Origin of the sequence: Spiroplasma sp. ChiS (genome assembly GCF_002968355.1) — a bacterium.
Lineage (GTDB): Bacteria > Bacillota_I > Bacilli_A > Mycoplasmatales > Mycoplasmataceae > Spiroplasma > Spiroplasma citri.
The window spans coordinates 1-2,852 of record NZ_PUUH01000030.1; the positions used below are offsets into that span (position 1 = coordinate 1).

The 2,852-nt window shown below is 23.1% G+C and carries 5 protein-coding genes; all 5 read left to right on the forward strand.

Features of this window, described 5'->3' with window-relative positions:
- Positions 1 to 49: 49 nt before the first annotated feature.
- The 5 genes from C6B38_RS01850 (at position 50) to C6B38_RS09595 (ending at position 2,178) form a co-directional block, all read left to right on the forward strand.
- On the forward strand, positions 50 to 466 hold the full coding sequence (locus tag C6B38_RS01850; RefSeq protein ID WP_233485481.1) for a hypothetical protein: 417 nt from the start codon (positions 50 to 52) through the stop codon (positions 464 to 466).
- Entirely contained in the window at positions 459 to 752 is a 294-nt protein-coding gene (locus C6B38_RS01855) for a hypothetical protein (RefSeq protein WP_105298437.1), read from the forward strand. Before C6B38_RS01850 ends, C6B38_RS01855 begins: the two co-directional genes overlap by 8 nt.
- Positions 752 to 988 carry a hypothetical protein gene (locus C6B38_RS01860; protein ID WP_105298438.1) on the forward strand — a complete coding sequence of 79 codons (237 nt, stop codon included), beginning with the start codon at positions 752 to 754 and terminating at the stop codon, positions 986 to 988. The genes C6B38_RS01855 and C6B38_RS01860 overlap by 1 nt, the downstream gene beginning before the upstream one ends.
- A 61-nt stretch (positions 989 to 1,049) precedes the next feature.
- Complete coding sequence (locus C6B38_RS01865; protein WP_199558545.1) at positions 1,050 to 1,850, forward strand: spiroplasma phage ORF1-like family protein; 801 nt, start codon at positions 1,050 to 1,052, stop codon at positions 1,848 to 1,850.
- Between the two features lie 178 nt (positions 1,851 to 2,028).
- Positions 2,029 to 2,178 (forward strand): hypothetical protein, encoded by a 150-nt coding sequence (locus C6B38_RS09595; RefSeq protein ID WP_162475797.1) that lies wholly within the window; start codon positions 2,029 to 2,031, stop codon positions 2,176 to 2,178.
- The last annotated feature ends 674 nt before the right edge of the window (positions 2,179 to 2,852 follow it).

Below are 2,852 nucleotides of genomic sequence, written 5' to 3' on the forward strand. Positions count from 1 at the left end.
ATTGGGTTGAATATAGAGAAATTACTAATATGATTATTGTTCCTATGCAATGTATTCCACCTATAGAGAAATTACTAATATGATTATTGTTCCTATGCAATGTATTCCACCTAGTATATTTTTTCCTTATTTTAAAATGAAAATAGGTTTCTTTGATGATTTAGATGATTATTTAGTATGAAAAACGGAAACAGTTAAACGAACAGCAAACGGGAAAAGAGTTCGTAAAAAATCTAATAAAGATATTGGTATTAATTTTGTTAAGATAACAATTCCTTTATCTATTGCAATGCAATATGATAGTAAATATTTAAAATTTGTGCGTGATTTAAAAAATGATAAAGTACCAAGTTATATTAAACAAAATTGACCTAGTATTGTTAAAAAAGATATTACGATTAATGAATTACGAGAGATGGGGCTGGAACATTTATTAAAGAATTTGGGAGAGTTAGAAAATGATTAATTTACTTGCTAATGATGTATGAAATGGTGCCATTAATGTTGTAGTTGATATTTTTATGAAAATAATGGATTGAATGTGAGCATTAAAATTGCCAGGTACAAATATTCCTTTATTTGTAATTTGAGTAATTGGTGGTGTTATAAATRTTATTTTTTTATTAGTTAATAGTTCTCGTGGTTTAAGTTCAGTTTCTCGTTCTTCTTTACAAGCAAGTAAAAAGATATCTTTTGGAGTTAAAAATATAAGTAATAATTCTAAAAGTAATAATAAGGAGAATGATAAATAATGTTAAAGTTAATATTTTTCTTTGTTATTGGTTTAACTGTTGGGTTTGGTTTTGTTGCTAATATTGTTGTGGYAACAGATTTAGGTTTTTCWACTGTTAARCATTATTTGGAGTCTGCTAATGATTTTTATAAATTAGTAGCACAGTTATTTATTATTGCRACACAYCCTATTTTCCAGTTATATATGGCGTTTGSAATTATTATTATGGGTATTAGAATTATTTTTATTGTTTAAGGGGGGGTTAAAACAATGCGAAAACGATTATTAGATATATTTATTATTTTTTATTTAATATTTGGTTGAATATTTCTTTTTTTGTAGTGCTACAACTATAAATTATATTAGTAATGTTTGTAAAGTAGAAACAAGAAATAATGATAATTTTAGTGATTTAACTTATGCAAAAGCAAATGAATATGATTTTCAGTCTACTTTAATTTTGCGACAAGATTATTTTATGCAAGGTTTAGACTCTAGTAATTATGCATTTAGTTTTGGTGTTGAAACTCCTTTTATTCCAAAAGTGAGTGCTGATAAAAATGATAGTAATTATTGATTTAATAAAATTAAAAATGTTGCTTGAAATTATTTATTAAGTTGAAACCCGAAAGATATTTCTAAGGGTTTTTTGGGTAAATTAATCAGATATAATAATGATAAATATACTCAATCAATAAAATTATTAGATATGACAGATAGGTCAAAATATCAAGGTTTTAATTTAATTAGATTTAGTACAACTACATTAATAGAAAATAGATCTATTTCAATTAATGGTTTTAATTTTAGTCTTTATAATGCTACTGATTGAAATGGTGAACTTAATGATGGAAAAATTTGACAATTACCTTATAAAAAAGGTGCTTGATACCGTTTAGATATTCATATTGAAAATGCGGCAATTTGGATTGTAAATAATTTGCCTGGTATGAAAGAAATTTATAAATTTGTTAATGGGATAGTACATGTGTTTAGTAATGTGTCTGAATTGTTTAATAATATTGGTAATTTGTTTGCTTTTGATATTACATTTAAGATTATGTTAAGTTCTATTTTAGTTTTAGCAATGGTTAACGGACTTTTATGCTATTTTTAGGACCCACCACACCACCTTACTTAAAGGGGTAAGTAAGGTGGTGCGTGGATAAACCACCACACCACCTTACTTTTAACTAGCACAACGGGAGAAAAAGAAAAATAACCCAATAAAATCAAGGTTTTAAAATTTAGTTTTTATAAAAAAATCATCAAATTTTAACGAAAGGAGGTAAAAAATGGAAAATAATATAAATATAAAAAAAGGTATAAAAAATAAATTTATGTTTGTTGATAAACAAGGTTATATAATGGGTGTTAGCATTGATAGTTATTTAGAAAACGATTATTTTTGACAAATGGAAGAATATGTCTTGATAGTTATTTAGAAAACGATTATTTTTGACAAATGGAAGAATATGTCCCATTTTATAAGAAACAATATCAGAGTTGAAAAAATCAAAAACTATTTTTTAAAAATTATAAAAAACGGCATAAAAAAAGTATTAGTCTACACAACAATTTACTAATACAATAAAAAATTAAAATTAAATATTTACATTTAGAATTATACATCTAAAAGTAATTTTTGTCATTAATATTTTAATAAATATTAATTTTTCAGAATGTGGACTCTACACTTTTATTTTATAGTAATTTTAGAAATATTTGACTTTAATTTAGTTATGGTATATAAGTAAGTTATTAAGTCATTAAAAGAGATAATGGTTTAATATTTAAGTTGATAAACAACTTTAAACAATTAAAAGAGATAATGGTTTAATATTTAAGTTGATAAACAACTTTAAACATTGCAAAATAATTAAATAATTTTCTCTTTTTTTAATTTACTTTTATTTTGTAAATTAAATTATAATTTTTTGTTATTTAAGTTTGTTTATCAGTAGAACAGATAATATTTTATTAATTTTATTAAAGACAAATAATTTAAATATAAATGTGTGTGTCTTAGCAAATTATTTGTATTGTAAAAAATAATAAACACTATTTATAAGTCTGATTATTATATTACTCAAAAATAGAAATGTGGTGAATAAATAAT